General features: G+C 67.7%; 16 protein-coding genes. 5 read left to right on the top strand and 11 right to left on the bottom strand.

Going from position 1 to position 19,332, the window contains the following annotated elements:
* Window positions 1-7: 7 nt before the first annotated feature.
* Window positions 8-991: an ABC transporter permease gene (locus AC27L4_RS22170; RefSeq protein ID WP_487144547.1), complete on the bottom strand. Its 984-nt coding sequence runs from the start codon at window positions 989-991 to the stop codon at window positions 8-10.
* 313 nt (window positions 992-1,304) lie between these two features.
* Window positions 1,305-2,906 (bottom strand): ABC transporter substrate-binding protein, encoded by a 1,602-nt coding sequence (locus tag AC27L4_RS22165; protein ID WP_487144546.1) that lies wholly within the window; start codon window positions 2,904-2,906, stop codon window positions 1,305-1,307.
* A gap of 448 nt (window positions 2,907-3,354) precedes the next feature.
* Here AC27L4_RS22165 and AC27L4_RS22160 point away from each other — a divergent pair, with 448 nt between their 5' ends.
* The 3 genes from AC27L4_RS22160 (at window position 3,355) to AC27L4_RS22150 (ending at window position 7,393) form a co-directional block, all read left to right on the top strand.
* A complete protein-coding gene (locus tag AC27L4_RS22160) occupies window positions 3,355-4,779 on the top strand; it encodes an NAD-dependent succinate-semialdehyde dehydrogenase (protein ID WP_487144545.1) in 1,425 nt (474 codons plus the stop codon).
* 3 nt (window positions 4,780-4,782) lie between these two features.
* Window positions 4,783-6,504 carry a GMC family oxidoreductase gene (locus AC27L4_RS22155; RefSeq protein WP_487144544.1) on the top strand — a complete coding sequence of 574 codons (1,722 nt, stop codon included), beginning with the start codon at window positions 4,783-4,785 and terminating at the stop codon, window positions 6,502-6,504.
* Between the two features lie 214 nt (window positions 6,505-6,718).
* On the top strand, window positions 6,719-7,393 hold the full coding sequence (locus AC27L4_RS22150) for a TetR/AcrR family transcriptional regulator (protein WP_487144543.1): 675 nt from the start codon (window positions 6,719-6,721) through the stop codon (window positions 7,391-7,393).
* Window positions 7,394-7,756: 363 nt separating this feature from the next.
* On the opposite strand, the gene AC27L4_RS22145 is transcribed toward AC27L4_RS22150, so the two are convergent.
* The 4 genes from AC27L4_RS22145 to AC27L4_RS22130 form a co-directional block, all read right to left on the bottom strand.
* Window positions 7,757-7,903, bottom strand: coding sequence for a hypothetical protein (locus AC27L4_RS22145; protein WP_487144542.1), 147 nt, complete (start codon window positions 7,901-7,903; stop codon window positions 7,757-7,759).
* Between the two features lie 138 nt (window positions 7,904-8,041).
* Entirely contained in the window at window positions 8,042-8,812 is a 771-nt protein-coding gene (locus tag AC27L4_RS22140) for a sulfite exporter TauE/SafE family protein (protein WP_487144541.1), read from the bottom strand.
* An 80-nt stretch (window positions 8,813-8,892) separates the two neighbouring features.
* Window positions 8,893-9,771 (bottom strand): MBL fold metallo-hydrolase, encoded by an 879-nt coding sequence (locus AC27L4_RS22135; RefSeq protein ID WP_487144540.1) that lies wholly within the window; start codon window positions 9,769-9,771, stop codon window positions 8,893-8,895.
* A gap of 3 nt (window positions 9,772-9,774) precedes the next feature.
* Window positions 9,775-11,265 carry an aminotransferase class V-fold PLP-dependent enzyme gene (locus AC27L4_RS22130; RefSeq protein WP_487144539.1) on the bottom strand — a complete coding sequence of 497 codons (1,491 nt, stop codon included), beginning with the start codon at window positions 11,263-11,265 and terminating at the stop codon, window positions 9,775-9,777.
* A 94-nt stretch (window positions 11,266-11,359) separates the two neighbouring features.
* Here AC27L4_RS22130 and AC27L4_RS22125 point away from each other — a divergent pair, with 94 nt between their 5' ends.
* A complete protein-coding gene (locus tag AC27L4_RS22125; RefSeq protein WP_487145231.1) occupies window positions 11,360-11,842 on the top strand; it encodes an Lrp/AsnC family transcriptional regulator in 483 nt (160 codons plus the stop codon).
* Between the two features lie 260 nt (window positions 11,843-12,102).
* Here AC27L4_RS22125 and AC27L4_RS22120 read toward each other — a convergent pair whose 3' ends face one another.
* The 4 genes from AC27L4_RS22120 to AC27L4_RS22105 form a co-directional block, all read right to left on the bottom strand.
* On the bottom strand, window positions 12,103-12,603 hold the full coding sequence (locus AC27L4_RS22120; RefSeq protein ID WP_487144538.1) for a hypothetical protein: 501 nt from the start codon (window positions 12,601-12,603) through the stop codon (window positions 12,103-12,105).
* Window positions 12,604-12,947: 344 nt separating this feature from the next.
* Window positions 12,948-13,109, bottom strand: coding sequence for a hypothetical protein (locus tag AC27L4_RS22115; protein WP_487144537.1), 162 nt, complete (start codon window positions 13,107-13,109; stop codon window positions 12,948-12,950).
* Between the two features lie 629 nt (window positions 13,110-13,738).
* A complete protein-coding gene (locus AC27L4_RS22110; RefSeq protein ID WP_487144536.1) occupies window positions 13,739-15,217 on the bottom strand; it encodes a calcium-binding protein in 1,479 nt (492 codons plus the stop codon).
* Between the two features lie 172 nt (window positions 15,218-15,389).
* The gene (locus AC27L4_RS22105; RefSeq protein WP_487144535.1) at window positions 15,390-16,598 is read right to left on the bottom strand and encodes a PAS domain-containing protein; all 1,209 of its coding nucleotides are present in this window, start codon (window positions 16,596-16,598) and stop codon (window positions 15,390-15,392) included.
* Window positions 16,599-16,997: 399 nt separating this feature from the next.
* Here AC27L4_RS22105 and AC27L4_RS22100 point away from each other — a divergent pair, with 399 nt between their 5' ends.
* A complete protein-coding gene (locus AC27L4_RS22100) occupies window positions 16,998-17,873 on the top strand; it encodes an AraC family transcriptional regulator (RefSeq protein WP_487144534.1) in 876 nt (291 codons plus the stop codon).
* A 96-nt stretch (window positions 17,874-17,969) separates the two neighbouring features.
* Here AC27L4_RS22100 and AC27L4_RS22095 read toward each other — a convergent pair whose 3' ends face one another.
* A complete protein-coding gene (locus AC27L4_RS22095) occupies window positions 17,970-19,076 on the bottom strand; it encodes a DUF1176 domain-containing protein (RefSeq protein ID WP_487144533.1) in 1,107 nt (368 codons plus the stop codon).
* Window positions 19,077-19,332: the final 256 nt, after the last annotated feature.

Genomic DNA, 19,332 nt, shown 5'->3' with positions numbered 1-19,332 from the left:
CGCCCCGCTACCGGCTGATTTCCACGCGCGGGTCGAGCAGCGTGTAGATGATGTCGATGACCAGGTTGACCGCGATGATGATGAAGGAGCAGACGAGCAATACGCCGAGGATGAGAGGGTAGTCGCGCTCGAACACCGCGTCATAGGCGAGGCGCCCGACGCCCGGCAGGCTGAAGATGGTCTCAGTCAGCACCGCGCCGCCGAACAGCTCGGCGATCTGCAGGCCGACCATGGTCACCACCGGCAGGAGGGCGTTGCGCAGGGCGTGCCCGATGATCACGTTGGCGGTGCTCAGGCCCTTGGCGTAGGCGGTGCGGATATAGTCCTGGTCCAGCACCTGCAGCATCGAGGCGCGCGCCAGCCGGGCATAGATCGCGATGTAGAACAGCGACAGCGACAGCACCGGCAGGACGAGGTGGGCCGCCACGTCGCCGACCGTCTCCATCCAGCCCAGATCGGCTCCGGGCGTGACGAGGCCGCCGATCGGCAGCAGCTTGAGCTTGACGGAGAAGACGATCATCAGGCCGAGGCCGGTCAGGAAGATCGGCGTGGCGTAGAAGACCAGCACGATCATCGAGATGACGACGTCGACCAGGCGATGGGCGTGGCGCGCGGCCAGGACGCCGGCCATCGTGCCGAAGAAGACGGCGGTCATGACCGAGCAGACGACCAGGAGCACCGTCGCCGGCAGGCGCTGCAGGACCAGCGCGAGCACGTCGTTGGCATTGCGGTAGGAGTAGCCGAGGTCGCCGCGCAGGACGTTGCCGACATAGTGCAGGAGCTGGACGGCGACCGGCTGGTCCAGGCCGTAGCGCGCGCGCAGGGCGGCCATCAGCTCGGCGTCCATGTCGCCGCGCTGGCCGCCGAGGACGTCCACCATGTCGCCGGGGACCATGTGCAGGAGCAGGAAGCAGCCGACGACGACGATGGCGACGATCACCAGCGACTGGATCAGGCGCCACCCCAGATAGGTCCAGAACTGCCGGTCCAATGTCGGCCCTCGCTCGCGTTCGACGTGAGGCTGCCTCAGCCTTCGTTCGCAGGTCATCGTTTCAGGCGTGGCGCCTGCCGGCCCCTCCCCCCGAGCAGGTCGGATATATCCGACTTGCCATCCAGGATGCCGATCTCGGGACCACCCGAGATCGACGGGGAGGGACAGGGAGGTGGGGCCCATAGGCGAAGGGCTCGTCTTATCCTTTAGGACCCCCACCCTTTATCCCTCCCCGCAAGGGGAAGGGAAGACCCGGGTGTCGCGGTGAGGCCGGAGCCGCCGTGCCTCGCGCGGCTGCGGCCGGCCATGTCGCCTACTTTGCCGGCTCCAGATAGACGGTGGCGAAGTTGCTGTAGGTGCCGTTCGCGTCGATCGTGTGGTTCTTCAGGCGCTTGCTGGCGATCGTGGTGCTCTCCACGGCGGTCAGCGGGAACACCGGCAGGTCCTCCATCGCCAGCTTCTGGAAGTCGTGATAGAGCGCCTTGCGCTTGTCCGCCTGCATTTCGCTGGCCGCGGCTACCAGGATCTCGTCCATCTTCGGATTGGAATAGTGCGAGCCGTTGGAGAAGCCGACGCCCGGCTTGAAGCTCGGCGTCCAGAAGGTGCGCTGGGTGCCGATCGTCGGGTCGGAGCCGCCGGTCAAGAGGTTGACGGTGAACTGGAAGTCGCGGTCGGTGTAGACGCGCTTGACGAAGCCGGCGAAGTCCTGGGCGCGGACCTCCAGGTCGATGCCGACATTGCGCAGGGCCTCGCGCATATAGGCGGCAATGCTCTGCTGGTGCTCGCCATACGGCAGGGGATCGACGACCAGCTTCAGGCGGATGCCCTTGGCGTCCGGCTTGTAGCCGGCCTCGTCGAGCAAGGCCTTGGCCTTCTCCGGATCGAAGTCGTATTGCGGGACGTCCGCCGGGTCATAGAGCGCGGAAAGCTGGGGATGGAGCGGCGTCTTGGCGGACTTGCCGTAGCCGAAGAAGATGTTCTCGACGATCCAGTCGCGATCGATCGCATGGGCGATCGCCTTGCGGACGCGGATGTCCTTCATCACGGGATCATCGAGGTTGAACTCGATCATCTCCATCTCGTTCTGGAACTCGTAGCCCTTGGTCGTGACCTCGAAGTCTCCGCTGGCCTGGAGGCGTTCTAGATCGGCCATCGGCACCAGGTTCTGCGGGGCGACCTGCGCCTCGCCGGCCTCGAGCGCGGCGGCGCGGGTGGCGGCATCCGGGATGAAGCGGAAGACGAGCTTGTCGATGTAGGGCTTGCCCTGGTCCCAGTAGTCGGGGTTGCGCTCGAGCACGAGATTGTCGCCGGGCGTGAAGGACACGAAACGGAACGGGCCGGTGCCGATCGGCTTCAGGTTGGCCGGATTGGTCAGCACGTCCTTGCCCTTGTAGAGATGGGCCGGCAGGATCTGGGCCTGCTGGGCCGCCAGGCTCTTGAGCATGCCCGGCGAGGGGCGGCTCAGGACGAACACCGCCGTGTATTTGTCGGGCGTCTCGACCGCGGTGACGTTGCCGAAGATGGTGCGCCCGCGCCCGTGCAGGACCTTCCAGACCTCCATGGCGGTATAGGCGACGTCTTCGGAGGTGAATTCGACGCCGTCGTGCCACTTCACGCCCTTGCGCAGGCGGAACGTGACCTTGAGACCGTCATCGCTGACGTCGTAGCTTTCGGCCAGCAGGGGCTTCGGATTGAGATCGAAGTCATAGGTGAAGAGGCTGTCGGAGATCTTCGACGACACGACCTGCTCGGCGCCGGCGGTGGTGATGGCCGACGTCAGGATCTGCGGCGGGGGCGACATCAGGAACGTGACGGTGCCACCCTTGACCGGCTCCTCGGCCCACGCGCCGGCAAGGGGAGCCGTGGCGGCGCACAGCATGGCGCCGATGCCCGCGATGACGTTGATAGGACGCATTCATCGACTCCTCTGGAAGGAAGGCTTCAAGCTCTGCGGCTTGCAATCCCTGGCTCCTGTCACCGCATCGGCGGCGCCGGTTCGGCATGATCGGCTGTCGGCATGTCCCGCCTGCCGTCGAAACCCGCTTGCGCGAACCGCCGCGCGAGACGCACGACAGATTGTTTCATACCATTATTTCAAACAAATGTTTTTCTGACCGTCAAGCCCTTCCCGGGCCAGGAAACAGCGCTTGAAACGCTCCCCTCGCCCGGGCCGCTGGACCTGCCCTTCGCCAGGCGGCGAACGGTGCCCTCGCCCGGCATATGCAGCCGGACCCAGCGCGGGAATCATCGGGCAGCGGCAGGCATGTCGACCTCGGGCGCCTCCGGCAACGGCGCAATTGCTGCTTGAGCAGAAAGTGAAATATGTGTTTTAAATAATCAATTGAAACCGACTGAAGCCTTCCATGTACCAGCAGCCAGACCTTCTCGTCGCGGGAGCCTCCCGCCAGGCCGGCGCGTTCGCCGACGACGTCGTCGTCAATCCGGCCACCGGCGCGCAGCTCGCCCGCCTGCCCGTCGCTTCCGACCAGGACGTGGATGCCGCCGTCGCCGCCGCGGACGGCGCCTTCGCCGCCTGGAGCGAAGCGGCGCCGGCGCAGCGCTCGCGCATCCTGCGCGACGCCGCAGCGCTGATGCGCCAGCGCATCGAGGCGACGGCGCGGACGCTGACGCTGGAAAACGGCAAGACCCTGGCGGAAGCCAGGGGCGAGCTCGCCTTTTCAGCCGACGTGTTCGACTGGTTCGCGGACGAGGCCCGGCGCGCCTATGGCCGGGTGATTCCCAGCCCGGCGAACACGCGGATGATCGCGCTCAAGGAGCCGGTCGGCCCGATCGCCGCCATGTCGCCCTGGAACTTTCCGGCGGTGACAGCGGCCAAGAAGGTGGCGGCCGCCCTGGCCGCCGGCTGCACGGTCGTGCTGAAGCCTGCGGAGGAAACGCCGGCCACGCCGCTGGCGATGGCGCAATGCCTCGTCGAAGCCGGCCTGCCGGCCGGCGCGATCAACGTCCTCTATGGCAGGCCCGCCCACATCTCGGAACGGCTGATGGCGGCCCGCGCGATCGCCAAGGTCTCCTTCACCGGCTCGACCCAGGTGGGCCGCGAGCTGGCGCGCCTGGCCGCCGGCGGGCTGAAGCGCCTGACGATGGAGCTCGGCGGCCACGCCCCGGTCATCGTCATGGACGACGTCGAGCTCGACCGGGCGCTGGATCTGGCCGTGCCGGCGAAGTTCCGCAACGCCGGCCAGGTCTGTACCTCCGCCACCCGGTTCTTCGTCCACCATCGGATCTACGACGCCTTCGTCTCCGGCTTTTCGGAGCGCGCCCGCGCGATCAGGGTCGGCGACGGCCTCGATCCGACGAGCCAGATGGGGCCGCTGTCCAACCGGCGCCGGCCGCCGGCGCTGGAGCGCCTGATCGAGGATGCGGTGGCCTCGGGCGCGAAGCTCGAAGCGGGCGGCTCCCGGCTCGAGGGCCAGGGCTTCTTCTTCCAGCCGACCGTGCTGGCGGACGTGCCGGCCCGGGCCCGCGTGATGCAGGAAGAGCCCTTCGGACCCCTGGCGGCGCTGGTTCCGTTCCGCGATCTCGACGAGGCGATCGCGGCCGCCAACGACATCCCCTACGGGCTGGCGGCCTATGCGCTGACGGAATCCTCGAGGACGGCCCGGCGCATCGTCCGCGGCCTGAAGGTCGGGATCGTCGGCGTCAACACCTTCGCGGCAAGCGCCGCCGAGACCCCCTTCGGCGGCGTCAAGCAGAGCGGCTACGGGCTCGAGGGCGGCACGGAGGGCCTGGAGTCCTATCTGGTCACCAAGTTCGTGCACGAGAACTGATCCATGTCCAGGGTTGTGAACTGTGATTTCGTGGTCGTCGGCGGCGGCTCCGCCGGCTGCGTGCTGGCGAGCCGGCTGTCGGAGAACGGCCGGCACAGGGTGATCCTGGTCGAAGCCGGCCGCGACACGCCGCCGGATCGCGTGGACCCCGACATCCTCGACAGCTATCCGCGCATCGCCTACTTCAACGCCAGGAACATCTGGGCCGATCTGCGCGTCTCCCTGCAGCCGGTGCCGCACAACGACCCGGGCCAGCGCTCGCTGCGCCGCTACGAGCAGGCCCGCCTGATGGGCGGCGGCTCCAGCCTCAACGACATGCAGGCCAATCGCGGCACGCCCGACGACTATGACGACTGGGCCCGCAACGGCGCCGCCGGCTGGAGCTGGGCCGACGTGCTGCCATTCTTCAAGAAGGCCGAGCGGGATCTCGATTTCGACGGCCCCATGCACGGCAGGAGCGGGCCTCTGCCGATCCGCCGCATCTATCCGGAGGTGTGGCCGGAGTTCGCCCATGCCGCCGCGCGGGCCTTCGACGAGACGGGCTTCAAGGCCCTGCGCGACCAGAATGCCGAGTTCGAGGACGGGTACTTCCCCGTCGCCATCTCCAACGTCTACGACCGCCGGGTATCGACCGCCATCGCCTACCTCGACAATGCGGCGCGGCGGCGGGACAATCTGGAAATCTGGTCGAACACCACGGCCAAGCGCCTCGTCGTCGAGGGAACCCGCATCACGGGCGTCGAAGTGGCGACGCCCGACGGCCCGGCGCGCATCCTCGCCGGGGAGACCATCGTGTCCTCGGGCGCCCTCCACTCCCCCGCCATGCTGCTGCGGGCCGGCATCGGGCCGGGGGAAGCCCTGCGCAAGCTCGGCATCACGGTGGTGGCGGCGCGGGCCGGCGTCGGCCGCAACCTCCAGGAACATCCGACCATCTCCATCTCATCGCACATCGCCCCCCATGCCCGGCTGGCGAGGACCAACCAGCGTCGCCACATCCACGTGGCGCTGCGCTATTCCTCCGGCGTTCCCGAAGGCCTGCCCAACGACATGTACATGGTGGCCATGGCCAAGACCGGCTGGCACCCGGTCGGCGAGCGGATCGGCTCGCTGATGACGTGGATCAACAAGGCGCATTCGCGCGGCTTCGTCTCGCTGGACAGCCCCTCCCCCGACGTCGAGCCGCATGTGGAGTTCGGGCTCCTGTCGGACTATCGGGACATCGCGCGGCTGAAGGCCGGCATCCGCCTGATCGCGCGCCTCTACGAGACGCCGAGCATGAAGGCGGCGACGAACGACCCCTTCCCGACGAGCTACACCGAGCGCATCCGCGACCTCGGCATCGTCAGCACCAAGAACTACGTGCTGACCCGCATCCTCGCCACGGCCCTGGACGGCCCGGCCTGGATGCGGCGCATGCTGCTCAAGCACGTGGTGACCGAGGACGCGCCGGTGGAGAAACTCCTTGCCGACGACGAACTCCTGGAAGCCTTCGTGCGCGAGAAGGCGCACGGTGTCTGGCACGCGTCCGGCACCTGCCGCATCGGCGATCCCGCAGACCCGGACACGGTCGTCGATCCCTCGGGCCGTGTCGTCGGCGTCGAGGGGCTGCGCGTCTGCGACGCATCGGTCATGCCGTTCACCCCCCGGGCGAACACCAACCTGCCGACGATCATGATCGCCGAGCGCATGAGCGCGCTGATCCTCGAGGAGGCCGGGAAACGATAACGGGACGGAGCGAAAGGTGCTCGCAAATCCCGGTTGCTCGATAGATCAACTTCGATGACGCATGTCTTCGTCGTTGTGAAGATCGGATGCCGCGAGCGCTCTTCTTGTTCCGCCCAGCGTTGAAATCCGAATAGGTTGTGATATCGCGCCCCGCCAAAGGCGGGGTCTGCGACGATACCAGAACCGGCAGCGACCGCACTCTAGGAGGGGAGCCTTGGATCAGACAATTGCCAAGCGATCGGACAGGGATGCCGACACGCGCGACCGCCTGCTGGCGGCCGCCCTGCGCATCTTCGCCAATCGCGGCATCGCCTCGGCGACACTGCGGGAGATCACCGAGGAGGCCGGCGCCAATGTTGCCGCCGTGAACTATTACTTCCGCTCCAAGGAGGAATTGACGCGCACGGTCCTGGAAGCCTGCCTCAGGCCGATCAACGATGCGCGCCTGAAGGCGCTCCAGGCCTGCGTGGCGGCGGGCGGCGGCGCCCCCCCGCCGCTCGAGAGCATCGTCGAGGCGCTGGTCCGCCCGATGGTGGAGCTGTCGGTCGACGCCTATGGCGGACGCTCGGCGGTGCGCCTGCTGCTGCAGGTCCGGGCCCTGCCGCATCCGCTTACCAACACCATCCTGGCCGAACAGTTCGACCTGATCCATCGCCGCTTCCTCGACGAGCTGGCAGCGGCCCTGCCCGACCTGTCGCGCGAGGAGGTGGGCCTGCGCTACGATTTCGCCCGCGGGGCCATCATGCAGATCCTTGCCGACCTCGACCCGGCTGCGCGCGACCTGCCCGACCTCCGGCTGAAGCAGGGAACGAAGGACAGCGAGCACCTCGTCCACCAGCTCGTCGGCTTCATCGCCGCCGGCTTCCGCGCCGGCCACGCGGCTGGGTAGGGCATCGGCATTCCTCCGGCTTGCGCGCAGAGTGGCGGACAGCGAAAATCTGAATTTCAACCTCGACCACCCTGTCGAAGATCAGATAGGGGGTAGCGGGGCAGGACGAAGCGCCGAACACCAGCCTCAAGCGCATGAGCAATGTGCGAATGTTCGCTGATGATACGGAAAGCATCGACAAGAGCGTTGCGGACTCGTGTGGCGACCGCCGGGTTCCGCTACGCGATATAAGCCCGGATCGCCTCCATGTCGTCGTAGGCGCGCGGGGTGACCGAGAGCTTCATGCGTCGAAGTTGCGGAACAGAGCGGCAATCTTCTCATCGGCAATGAATTCGCCGCGCTCCGCCTGCGCCAGACCTTCCATCACGGCGTCGCGGTGTCCGGGTCAATGGGCTCCGGCTCGCCGTCCTGCTCGGCAAGGCCGAGCATGGCGCGAGCGATTTCATCCTGCGTTTCCGGCGGAAGGCGGCGCACGGCTTCAACAGCCCTATCGAACAGGATCGTCCTCATTGGGGGCCTCCTGTCACCGCAGCCGCTAACCACGCTGAGGAAGGTGCAGCTACGACCAATGCGGCACTCCAGACCAGCCGAAACGCCGCGGATCGCCAGCATCAATCCGATGCGGTGCGACGACAGGCCCGGCCGCTCTCACCCGCGCCAGGCCAATCCAAGGGCCAACAGCAGGATGGCGGCGGCGAACAGGGTGTTCAGCCGGGACTGATGCTTCCCCAGCGCGTGGACGACGCGGCACCCGGCCAGGGCGCCCGCGGTCCCGCCCAGGACGAAGGACAGGGCCAGCGGCCAGTCGACCAGCCCGGAGGCCGAATAGCTTGCCGCCGTGGTCGCCCCGAACGCGGTGACGGCGACCAGCGAGGAGGCGACCGCATTGACGGCCGGCATGCCGGTGGCCGCCATCAGGCCCGGCACGATCAGGAAGCCGCCGCCGATGCCGAAGAAGCCGGAGACCACGCCGGTGCCGGCGCCGAAGGTCAGCACCTTCGGGGCGTTGGCGAGCGTACAATCCGCGGCGGGGTCGCCGGCCGCATTGCGGCGCCGCAGCATGCCGAGGCTCACCACCACCATCAGCCCGGCGAACCACAGCATCAGCTGCCGTCCGTCCAGCGCCTTGCCGAACCCGGTGCCGATCCAGGCGCCGAACACCCCGGTCAGGCAATAGAGGGCTGCGCAGCGCCACCGCACGGCGCCGTGGCGCGCATGCAGGGCGAGCCCGACCAGCGCATTGACCGCGACGGCGACCGCGCTGGTGGCGATGGCGACATGGATGCTGGCGACCCCCACGAGCTTGACGAGCAGAGGCACCGCGACGATGGAGCCGCCGCCGCCGAACAGCCCCAGGCTGAGGCCGACCAGGCCTCCGGCAACGGCTCCGAGGCCATATTGCAGCAGATCCGGCGACATGGGTCCTGCCTCCGCGGTGCCCACCGCCGCTCCGCGGGCGATCGAGACACGCTGGGTGAAACGGTGCGGTCCGGCGCGGCTCAGTCCCAGGCCGGATCGCCGAGGGCGTTCAGGGGAAACTTGAGGTAGCGCCGGCCGTCGGCTTCCGGTTCCGGCAGCCGCCCGGCGTTGATGTTGACCTGCAGGGCGTGCAGGATCAGCTTCGGCATCGGCAGGCTGCGGTCGCGCTCTTGGCGGAAGGCCACGAACGCCGCCTCGCCGGCGCAACGCGCCAGATGAATGTTCCCCGCCTTCTGCAGGGCGACCGTGCTCTCCCAGCACGGCTCGCGGCCGCCCGGCTGGTAGTCATGGCCGACAAAGAGGCGGGTCTCGTCCGGCAGGGCCAGGATGACCTGGATGCTGCGCCACAGCGCCTGCGCATTGCCGCCGGGAAAGTCGGCCCGCGCCGTGCCGCTGTCCGGCATGAACAGGGTGTCGTGCACGAAGGCGGCATCGCCGACGCGGTAGGTCACCGATGCCGGCGTGTGGCCGGGCGAGTCCATCACCCCGGCCGTCATGCCGCCGATCGCAAAGGTGTCCCCGTCGTCGAACAGCCTGTCCCACTGCGAGCCGTCGGTGCGCAGGTCCGGCCAGTTGTAGATCCCGGCCCACATCCGCTGCATCTCGACGACACGGGCGCCGATGGCGGTCGGCGCTCCCGTGCAGGCCTTCAGGTAAGCCGCGGCCGACAGGTGGTCGGCGTGGGGATGGGTGTCGAGGATCCAGCGGAGCGTCAGGCCCTCGGCCCGGATGAAATCGAGCAGCCTGTCGGCATTCACGGTCGCCGTCGCCCCCGACTTCTCGTCGAAATCGAGAACGGGATCGATGACGGCGCATTGCCGGGTCGGGGCATCGACGACCACGTACTGGATCGACCAGGTGCGCGGATCGAAGAAGGCGGCGACGTCGGGTCCCGGCATGCCCTACGCCTCCGCCCACCGGCCCTGCGCGCGCGGAAAGAAGATCGCGCGGCCGGCATCGAAGTCGTAGTGATGCTCGAAGGCGGTCGCATCGGCGGCGAGCTGCCGGACGGCGTCGAGAATGAAGGCCACCTTCTCGTCCGGCAGGAGGACGCTGAGGTTGAGCCTGACGAAGCCGGGCTTGCGGATCTCCTCGCCGTCGAGGATGGCCCGGCGCAGGCGCTCCGATTCCGCCGGTCCGATCGACAGGAGCCTGTGCACATAGGGCCCGGCGCAGGCGCAGCCGCCGCGCGCCTGGATGCCGAAGCGGTCGCTGAGCATGCGGGTGACCAGTTGGTGATGGACATGGCCGCCGCGTCCGTCCCGGATGCGGAAGGAGAAGATCGGCAGCCGGTCCGGCGAGGGCGGGCCGAGCAGCTCCAGTCCCGCCGCGCCCTGCCACGCCGAGAGGGCGCGGCGGGTCAGCTCCGCGTTGCGGCGCGCCATCGCCTCGGCGCCGACGGCGTCCTTGACGAGGAAGGCGAGCGCGGCCCGGACGTCGCCGATCCCGTTCGGAGTGCCCGCCTCCTCCCGCGCCTCCAGGCTGTCGGCGTAGTCGTGCGCGGTCGGCGAGACGAACTTGACGGTTCCCCCGCCCGGCCATGACGGCTTCGTCGCCACGACCGCATCCCGGCGCACGATCAGCACGCCCGAAGCTCCCGGGCCGCCGATGAACTTGTGCGGCGACACCACCACCGCGTCGATCTCCGCCCCTTCAGCCGGCGACATCGCAATCGGCAGGTAGGGGCCGGCGCCGGCATAGTCCCAGATCACCTTCGCGCCCGCGGCCCTGGCCCGGCGCGTCACGGCCGCGACATCGGTGACGATGCCGGTGACGTTGGAGGCGGCCGAGACGGCGCAGACCGTGAGATCGGCCGCGCCGCCCGCCCGCAGCGCCTCGTCGAGAAGCGCGAGATCCGGCCCGCCGGCCGGGCCTTCGGCCACTTCGACGACCTCCGCGCCGCTCTCGCGCCAGGGCAGGATGTTCGAATGGTGCTCGTAGGGGCCGATGACGACGCGCACGCGCCGGCCGGAGGCGGCCGCGCCGGCGACACCGAACAGGTTCACGAGCCGGTTGATGCCGGCGGTCGCGCCTGCCCCCGTGAAGATGACAGCGTGGTGCTCGCTCGCGCCGCAGCATTGGGCTATCGCGGCTCGCGCGGCCCGGCGCAGGCGGGTCATGAACCCGCCGCAGTAGGAGGCCTCGGTGTGACTGTTGGCATAGTAAGGCAGCACCTCCTCCAGGACGAACCGCTCGACCTGCCGAAGCGCGCGCCCGGAGGCGACATAGTCGGCGTAGACGAGATCCCTCGTCCCGAACGGCCCGCTGATCGTGGCGTCCGCGCCGATCAGGCCCTCGCGCAGCCCGGCGATCGTGTCGCCGGCCGCGAGGCCGTGCCTGAAACGCCCGATCGGGCCGACGGGAGATGGCGGATGTGCTCCGTCCGCTGGCATGGGTGCCTCCAGAGATGGGTTGACACCGATTTTATTCCGCGCGACCGATGAAACCTTATCGATTTTTGGTGATTTTCGCCCACTTGTGGGTCATATGATCGAAAAGATGGAAAAAATAGACGGGATTGATCTGAAGATTCTGACCTGCCTGCAGAAGGACGGTGGGCTGTCGCAACGCGACCTGGCCGAACAGGTCGGCCTGTCCCAGAACGCCTGCTGGCGCCGCCTGCAGCGGCTCACCGCCAGCGGCGTGATCCGCGGCTCGCACGCGGAGATCGACCTGGCGGCTCTGGGCTTCGACCTGACGGTGTTCGTCATGATCCGGACCCGCCATCATTCGAAGGAATGGGCCGACGGCTTCCGCCAGCATGTCGGGCGGCTGCCAGAGGTGATCGATTTCTACCGGATCGGCGGCGACTGGGACTACCTCATCAAGGTCGTCACCAAGGGGATGTCCGGCTACGACGCCTTCTACCAGAAGCTCATCACCAATTTCGACCTGGCGACGGTGACCGGCTTCTTCTCCATGGAAGTCATCATCGACAACCGCGCCGCCGACCTGACCCGGCTGCGATAGCTTCGCGGCGGTCGGCTCCACGCGGACGCCGCCGCCCCGGCGGAGCGACCGGAAGGACGGGCACCGGGAACGTCCGTTCCCCAACCGGAACATGCCGTCCCGGCCGCAGATTCTGTGCGCCGGGCCGTCGTACCGATGGTGGCGCCCCAGAAGAAGGCCCGCTCGAAACGGCAGGCCCTGCCGTAGCCTCCGGCAGCCCGCGCGCCGCCCGGAGCCAACCGGATGCCGCTCTTCAGCGGTCGCCCGCCGGGGGTCGTCGGTCAGTGTCCGGTCGTCTTGAGGCGCGTGTTGCAAGCACTCCAATATTTCGGCCAGGAGCTGTACTGGCCCTGCAGCGAGGCTTTGTTGGCCTTCCATTCCGCACCGCACTCCTTGATACGCGCGTGCTCGCCGTTCGCGCCAGGAGCCTGCAGGGCCGTCGTATTGATCGGAGCTGTCGGGGCAGCAGGAGCCGGGGCAGCTTTGGTCGTCTTCGTCGCCAGCGCGGGCGCCGGAGCGGGCGCCGCCGTCGGTGCGGGGGCCGGCGCTGGTGCAGGGGCTGCCGTGGGCGACGGCGCAGGCGCAGCGGCGGCCGTGCCGCATTTGGCCTTGCGGAAATCGTTCCAGCTCATGTTGCCGAGCGTGCCAGCCGTCTTCGCCTGCTCATACAACCCACCGCAATCCTTCATCGACATGGCTTGCGCGCCTGCGGTCGGCACGGTAGCGAGCAGCGTGGCCAGTCCAAGCCCGCCCAGTAGCGGCTTCATCCCATACGCGTTCATCGCACCCTCCATGGCCGGCGCGCGAGACGAATGCCGTTCCCGGCTCGGCTTGTGACTGACGGTTCGCCTGAATTCAGGCGCCATCGTGGCTGGGCCAGCCGCTTGCCGGCGCCAGCCTCAACGGTCACCTCTCGCAGGAGCCGGGAAGGCACGGGAGACGCCCCCCCGGCTCCTGCGCCACCTCGTGCGTCCGTTCGACGGGCGGCAGGCCACAATGCAGCGCCATGGATTAGAAGCGAATTAGCTCGGCCCGCCCCGGATCCCGAGCGCGGCCTATGTCCGCCGGGAGCGCGTGTGGCCGTCTCAGGAAACTGGGACGGCCCGCTTCGTGACGGCGCTCGCGCTCACGGGGCGTGGCTCGTCATGGGCGCCAAATAGATCGCCTTGATCTCCACTTCGATCGTCGCGGCAAGCTTGCGGAACGCGTCCGCCTGGGTCGCCGCCTTCGGTTCCGCGACCTGCGCACACTGCTCGGCAGCCGAAAGCGTGGAGTGGCAGGAGGCCACACAGCAGCATGAATCCTTGTCGCCCGCGCAACTGGCAAAGCTCCGGATGTCGCTCCGGCCAACGTGCCATCAGGCGCGCGAGGCCGCTCTCCTGATAGTCCCTCGGCCAGGGGTAGACGTCCGGCATTCCCGCAACTCACTCGTCCTTCCTTGCCGGAGGCTGCATGCCCGTGACGGGTTGTGCAAGCACGCCGTGCTGCCCATGCTCGGTCAAAGACCTCAGGACGCTCCGGATGGCGGCCGGCGCGGGGCGACAGTGCCCCGACGATGTCCTCCCGTGTGGCCGGCGACGACGAAGGGCCTCCAGCGCGGCCGATCTGGTCTCTGGAGGGAGCGCGTGTCCTTCCGCACGTGCGACGGGGCAGATCGTGACCCGACCCGATCGATGTTGAGAGAGACCGGAGTGGCGGCGGAGCTTTCGCCCTTCGTCCACCTCCTCCGGAGGCCTTACGCGGCAGCTCGGCAGCGATGCTGAGGATACGAAGCCGTCAGGGATTGGGCGGGCAGCCGCGAACCAGCGCGGAGCCGTCCAGTCCGGTGGCCGAAGACGCAGGCCGATGCGCTTGTCCGCGAACCGGGACACCTGTTCCCGCCAAGGATCCGCAGGATGCGGCGCTGCGTCCGCGTCCCTATAAGATGAAGTCGGCGGCAGTGATCGCGGCGAGGCCATTGACCTGGATGGAGAAGTCGGCGGTGCCGTCGCCGTTGGTGTCGCCATAGACGTAGACGTTGCCGCTCTGCGTCGTGAAGCGCAGCTCGCCGGCATGGTGCGAGAAGGCGGCCGTGCCGATGAAGCTGAAGGCCTGATTGCCCGCCGCACCGGCGTTGGCATCGATGGCGGCGAGCGAAATCTTGTCGCCCTCGGCATGGCTGAAGTCGTAGATGACGTCGCGGCTGGCGGCGACCGGCGTGCTCTCGCTGACCAGGTTGAAGAGGAAGGTGTCGGCCCCGGCACCGCCGGTCAGCTTGTCGGCGCCGAGACCGCCGGTGAGCTTGTCCTGGCCGTCGCCGCCCTTGAGCGTGTCATTACCCTCGTTGCCGCTCAGGCTGTTGTTGCCGGCGTTGCCGGTGATGACGTTGGCCAGCGCGTTGCCGGTGCCGTTGATGCTGGCCGAGCCGGTCAGGGTCAGGTTCTCGACGTTGCCGATGCTGCGCGTCGCGTTCGACAGGTCGAAGCTGATCGAGGACGAGACCTTGTCGACGCCGTCCGAGCCATCCTCGTTCACGACGTCGCCGGCATTGTCGACGACGTAGGAGTCGTTGCCGTCGCCGCCGAGCATCCAGTCGGCGCCCGTGCCGCCGTTGAGCTTGTCGGCCCCCGCATCGCCCTGGAGGCGATCATTGCCGGCATCGCCCGAAAGCGTGTCGTTGCCGTCGCCTCCCGAGATGTAGTCGGCGCCGTTCCCGCCACGGATCGCGTCGTTTCCGACACCGCCGTAGAGCAGGTCGCCGCCGTCACCGCCGAAGATCCGGTCGTCCCCGTCTCCGCCGCTGGCATAGTCGTCGCCGACGCCGCCGAACAGAGTGTCGTTCCCGCCATTCCCGAAGATCGTGTCGTTGCCCGTGCCGCCGGAGATGAAGTTGGCGCCGTCATTGCCCTCGATGATGTCGTTGCCCTGCTCGCCCAGCGCGTCCAGGCCGGCGCCGACGGTGATGATGTCGTCGCCGCGGCCGCCAAGAATGCGTTCGCCGATGGCGCCGGTGTAGATGTCGGCGCTGTCCGTCAATTGATGGTCGGTGGCCACCGTGCTGGTCACGTCGATGCTGTATTGCCCGGGATTGGCATCGTAGTCGTGGATCGCAACGAAATAGGTCCCGGTCGAGGACGCGGTGAAGGTCAGGTTGCTGTTGGCCCCGACGCCGCCGTCATCGTCGGTCGCGACCAGCACGCTCGCTGCGTTGAAGAGCTGCAGCACGGAGTCGCCGGTGTTCGCGCCCGGCAGCATGTCGCTGCCGTAGAAATGGTAGGTGGTACCCGCGACCAGGGAAATCTTGATCCAGTCGGCATCGTAGAAGTCCTCGTAGTAGCCCGAGAAGGAGACGCCGCCTTCGGAGAGACTTCCTTCGAAGACCGCCGTCGTCGTGGCGCCGCGGGGAATATCGGTCATGGATGCTTGCCTTGTCTAAGTTCGGTGGAGCGAGACCGAGGGCGCCATGCAGCGTCGCGACGGGCCTGCCGATGGCGCGCACGGTAGGGACTGAGTCCTCGCCGGTCTTGGACGGAGCCGCACTATCCTAGGACCGGAGTGCAATCGGACTGATTTTGGCCGGCAATCCTGCCTAATGGACAGGGCCGTCATGGGCGACGCGGCTGAGGGACGCCTTATTGGGGAGATCGGCGGCATCCAGCGCGCTCACGACCAGCGGGGCGCCGATATCGGCGATGAGCTTCACGAGATCGGGCTGACGGCTCGTGCCGGTTTTGGCATAGATGCGGTTGAGATGGGTCTTCAAGGTGTTCTCGCCGATCCCCAGCGAACGCGCCGTCGCCGCCGCTCCGGCGCCGCTGCCGATCCTGAGGAGAACGCGCGCTTCGGCCGGCGTCAGGTCGAACAGCGTCGTCAACACCGCCTCCGGTATCGGCGTCGTCGAAATCGTCGTCGACACGAAGATGGCCGCCCGCGCCGGCCGGAAGGCGGCCCGGGCCGTGCCGGCGGTCAGCGGCAGGACATAGGCGACGGCCGCCGCTTCTCCCGTGCACGAGATCGGCAGGCCGATGCCGCGCGCGCCGAGCGTGATATCGGCATTCGCCGCCGCCGCGATGGCGGTCAGCAGCGCGCCGCCCATCGCGGGGTTCCGCGGTTGCAGCACGCCGCTCCGTAACTGGATCGGCGCCCCTGCGGTCAGCATCCGCTCCGCGCTGGCATTCGCATAGAGAAGCCCGCCCTCGGCGTCGGTGAGGACGATGGGCGTGGACAGCGCCTGAAGGGTTTCGCGGTAGAACTGCGCCATCACGCGCGCCTGGTCGAGCAAGTCGCCGATCAGGGCCGCGCGACGCAGATGCGGCGAGAGCAAGGCCAGGAAGCGTTGCTCCTCGCCGGAGATCACGTCCCGGTCGGCGTAGATGGAGGTGCCGAGAAGCCCGATGCGATCCGACGTGTCGACGAACTTGACCATGCAACCTTCGCGCAATCCCTGCGGCCCCGCCCAATTGCGATAGAATTTCGTGGCGCGCAGCTCCGGTTCGCCGAGGCAGGACAGAGTTGTCAGCGGCGTGTCGATATCACCGATAACAGCCGGCTTGAGACCGGGGATGTCGTCAAATCCGTATTCGACCTGAAGCACCCGCATCTGCTCGGCGTCCCAGGTCGAATGGGCGGCAAAGCGACCATGACTATCCTGAGCGCCTGCCAGCGCCACGGTCGTATAGGCCGCGTCAGTCGCCTCCGTTATTCGGTTCAATACGCTGACCCAACCATCAGGAGCCAGAACACAATCATAGATGTCGCCAATGATAGATGAAAGTCGTTCGGCATCAAGCCTCGTCACGCCACGCTCCATCATCATCCGCAAAATCAATCGATTGTTCTTGCGACACTATAATCCAACACCCAGCCTTCCGTCTTCGGCAAAATATGAGAACAAGAAACCATGCCCGAAATCCTACGACGTCATACTTTGCGGTGACGACATGGACGGATGCGCACGATTACAGATCCGGGGCGTTCGGTTCGAGCCTTGCGACGAACCGATGGTGAGTGCCCGTCTTAGCCTGCGCGAAACCGCCGCTCCTCGCCGGCCGGTCACGCCGATCGGTTCAGCGGCTCCCAAGAATAGCAAGGCGGGCCGTTGGGGAAGGGACTCGCCGTGCCGCCGAGACAGGAATTTTCGTCCGCGAGACTGCCCGAGCATCTGAGCCATCGGGAGCGCTTCCACCTTTGGCGCGACATGCACTACGCCGAGGTGGCGCCGGTCGAGGTCGGCATTTCCGAAAAGCCGTTCGAGGCGACCTTGCGGGCGGCGGCCATCGGCGAGCTGACCTATGCGAAGATGTCGGGGACGATCAATCGCGTAGCCCGCACGCCGCATGGCATCCGCATCACCCCGCTCGACGTCTATGTGCTGGTGATGAATTTCGGGCCGTCCGTCATCGGCGGAACCTACGGCGCCAACAAGGTCGTCATGAACGCGGGCAGCGCCTTCCTGGACGCTTCCCAACCCCAGCATTTCACGGGGGGCGATCACAACGTCTGGGCGAACCTCGTCATGCCGCGCAAGCTGCTGGACGACAAGTTCGCTGGGATCGCGGACAAGCAAGGCTTGCTGATCGCCTCCGACAACGAAGCGCTGGGATTGCTGCGCAACTATCTGACGATGGTGGACGGCCTGACCCTGGCGCCGGGATCGGCGCTGCTCGACCACATCAGCGATACGATCGTCGACCTGGTGGGGCTGGCGACCGGGGCCAAGGGCCTGGACGCCGAACTCGCCGGCACGCGCGGCTTGCGCGCCGGGCGGTTGCAGGCGGTCCTGAAGCAGATCAGGAGCAATTACCGCAAGCCGGCGCTCTCCGCGCCGCTGGTCGGCTTGCAGCTCGGGCTTTCGGCCCGCTACGTTCAAGACCTGCTCGCCTCGACGGGAGCCAGTTTCTCGGAACGCATTCTGGAACTGCGCCTGCAAGACGCCAAGGCAATGCTGGTCGATACGCGCCATCAGCACAAGCGGATCGGCGATATCGCGCTGGAGGTCGGGTTCAGCGACATCTCCTACTTCAATCGCAGCTTCAAGCGCCGGTTCGGATGCAACCCCAGCGCGGCCCGGTGAGCTCCCACGCAGCGGCGATGACGGGCGTCAGCGTGGAGGCGGTCCTTCCGGTTCCATGCATTGAGGGAATTCGGCAGACCGGCATTTCGGGGTGGACTATCGCCCCCTGTCGCGGCTGGAATAGATTTGCGGCCAGTCGCCGGCGCGGATGCCGCGACAGCTATCCATCAGTGTGACGGAGACGGCCTCGAACCGCTGGCCGCCCCAGCGCCAGACGCCGGTTTCGCCGCAATCCCCAAAGCCGCGTCCCCTGGAGAATTGACTGATCTCGGTCGAGTTTGCCGCGAAGTCGGCGTTCCAAAGCACGTTGTCGGGTATCGGGTCCCGATCCGGCTCGTCTTTCTGCTCGACGGGACGCGGAAACAGCGCCGGCCGCACCCGTGGCGTCGGATTCCCGTCGACCAGAAAGTAGGCTCGCGCGAAATTATAGGCGCCGCTGAAACAGGCGACGGACGCGAGAACCAGCCCGGGACCGAGGCGAACCATGTTCCGGCCATCGGAGCCGGGACGGCTGCGATCGTCGTCGCAATAACCCGCCGACTGGCGGACCATCTCGGCGCGCGCCGTGTCAGGCAGCGCGTCGGGCGGCGGCCCTCCGGCGGTCTTGCGCTCGGGAACGACGAGCGGCAGGGCCGGAGGCGTCGGCACGGCGTCGGCCGACTTGCGGCCACGGCGGACAAGCGCCGTCACCGTATCGAGCCGGCGTTGAAGGTCGTCCATGCGCAGGAGCGCGGCCCTGGCGCCGACAAGCGAGATGCTGACCCGCACGTCGCCGCCCGCCGGCTGTTGCTCGAAGATCAATTCCAGTGCCGCTGCGTCTTTCATCGCGGCGATCACGGCCGCCACGGTGGCGCGGTCCTGAATGACCAGTCCGTCGTCCTGCGGGCTGACGCCCCGGCCGATCGTCAGATTTGCGATCTCCGCGCCCGCAGCGCGCATGCGCAGATTTCCCGAATGCGGATAGCTGTCGGATTGCGGCATCAGCGCCAGGTTCACCGGGGCGGTCGCTGCGGCGTCCCGATCGAGGCGCAGGAACCAATCTTCCATGACATCGGCCGGCAGCAGGCTGACGGCGTGGCACGCCCGGCCATTGTCGCAGCCGATCGCCCAATCGCCGAAGGTGCGCAGGCTTCCGCGCTCCCCGGCGGTGGCGGCGACGGGCAGGACGATGAAGACGGCGGCAAGGCTCGCGACGCGGATCATGGCAGGGCTCCTCATCGCTCGGCCATCTGCTGCTGAAGGTGCGGCACCGTATCGCGTATCGGTCATGCCGGCATGGCCGAGAGTTCGGCGGGAGCGACGCGCGGCGGCGGATCTCGCGCGAGAATCGCTGCCGGTCGGGCCAAAACAGCGGCGACGGAGGCCGCAAACAATTGCATTCTCACGCCGTCCCTTGCTTCGATCGCGCCTCACCGTCGCTGTCGCGAGGATGCGCGGCGCCATGCCCGGCACTCCCCGC

Source organism: Labrys sp. Lb11 (assembly GCF_057554225.1).
This window is presented reverse-complemented; position numbering and strand designations above follow the sequence as displayed.

What these genes read in the sequence shown, in the direction of transcription:
- AC27L4_RS22155 (WP_487144544.1), top strand. Translation starts at nt 4,783, where the DNA reads ATGTCCAGGGTTGTGAACTGTGATTTCGTGGTCGTCGGCGGCGGCTCC.
- AC27L4_RS22145 (WP_487144542.1), bottom strand. Translation starts at nt 7,903, where the DNA reads ATGAGGACGATCCTGTTCGATAGGGCTGTTGAAGCCGTGCGCCGCCTT.
- AC27L4_RS22130 (WP_487144539.1), bottom strand. Translation starts at nt 11,265, where the DNA reads ATGCCAGCGGACGGAGCACATCCGCCATCTCCCGTCGGCCCGATCGGG.
- AC27L4_RS22135 (WP_487144540.1), bottom strand. Translation starts at nt 9,771, where the DNA reads ATGCCGGGACCCGACGTCGCCGCCTTCTTCGATCCGCGCACCTGGTCG.
- AC27L4_RS22120 (WP_487144538.1), bottom strand. Translation starts at nt 12,603, where the DNA reads ATGAACGCGTATGGGATGAAGCCGCTACTGGGCGGGCTTGGACTGGCC.
- AC27L4_RS22125 (WP_487145231.1), top strand. Translation starts at nt 11,360, where the DNA reads ATGATCGAAAAGATGGAAAAAATAGACGGGATTGATCTGAAGATTCTG.
- AC27L4_RS22110 (WP_487144536.1), bottom strand. Translation starts at nt 15,217, where the DNA reads ATGACCGATATTCCCCGCGGCGCCACGACGACGGCGGTCTTCGAAGGA.
- AC27L4_RS22100 (WP_487144534.1), top strand. Translation starts at nt 16,998, where the DNA reads ATGCACTACGCCGAGGTGGCGCCGGTCGAGGTCGGCATTTCCGAAAAG.
- AC27L4_RS22140 (WP_487144541.1), bottom strand. Translation starts at nt 8,812, where the DNA reads ATGTCGCCGGATCTGCTGCAATATGGCCTCGGAGCCGTTGCCGGAGGC.
- AC27L4_RS22160 (WP_487144545.1), top strand. Translation starts at nt 3,355, where the DNA reads ATGTACCAGCAGCCAGACCTTCTCGTCGCGGGAGCCTCCCGCCAGGCC.
- AC27L4_RS22165 (WP_487144546.1), bottom strand. Translation starts at nt 2,906, where the DNA reads ATGCGTCCTATCAACGTCATCGCGGGCATCGGCGCCATGCTGTGCGCC.
- AC27L4_RS22095 (WP_487144533.1), bottom strand. Translation starts at nt 19,076, where the DNA reads ATGATCCGCGTCGCGAGCCTTGCCGCCGTCTTCATCGTCCTGCCCGTC.